Raw genomic sequence first — 589 nt, forward strand, 5'->3', positions numbered from 1 at the left:
GATCGGCAAGCGTCGCGAGGATGCGCTGACCACCCAGGTGCTGGCGGCAGTGAAGGCCGACAAGACGTTCGACGCCTTCGAACCGGATGCCGCGGGCAATGTGAAAACCTACGTGCCGCTGCGCATCGGCGGCAGCGAAGAGCACTTCGCCCTCGGCGTGATCGTGCCGCACGCGCTGATCACCGCGCAGGCGCGCGCGCTGCTGTGGATCATCCTGGCCGTTGGCCTGGGCGCCGCCCTGGTGCTCAGTGGCAGCGTGTACGTGCTGCTGCGCCGTCAGGCGATCCGCCCGCTGGCCGATGCCGTCCGTCTCTCGGCCGACGTGGCCGAGGGCCGTCTGGATACGCCGCTGCCGCCGGCGCGCAACGATGAGGTGGGCCGCCTGCTGGACTCGATGCAGCGCATGCGGGGCCAGCTGCGCGCGGTGATGGCCGCGCAGGGCGAGATGGCCCAGCGCCACGAGGCGGGCGAGCTGAGCTACCGCATGGACACGCAGGCCTTCCCGGGCGAGTACGGCAAAATGGTGGAGGACACCAACCAGCTGGTCGGGGCCAACATCGCGGTGACCCGCCGCCTGGTCGAGGTGATG

1 protein-coding gene is annotated in these 589 nt (G+C 70.5%); it reads left to right on the forward strand.

What is annotated here, in order from left to right:
• Positions 1–589 (forward strand): HAMP domain-containing protein (locus AAE045_RS23895; protein WP_455549785.1); only part of this gene is annotated, 589 nt, incomplete at both ends.

It is taken from the genome of Dryocola clanedunensis, from assembly GCF_038405435.1.
Classification (GTDB): domain Bacteria; phylum Pseudomonadota; class Gammaproteobacteria; order Enterobacterales; family Enterobacteriaceae; genus Dryocola; species Dryocola clanedunensis_A.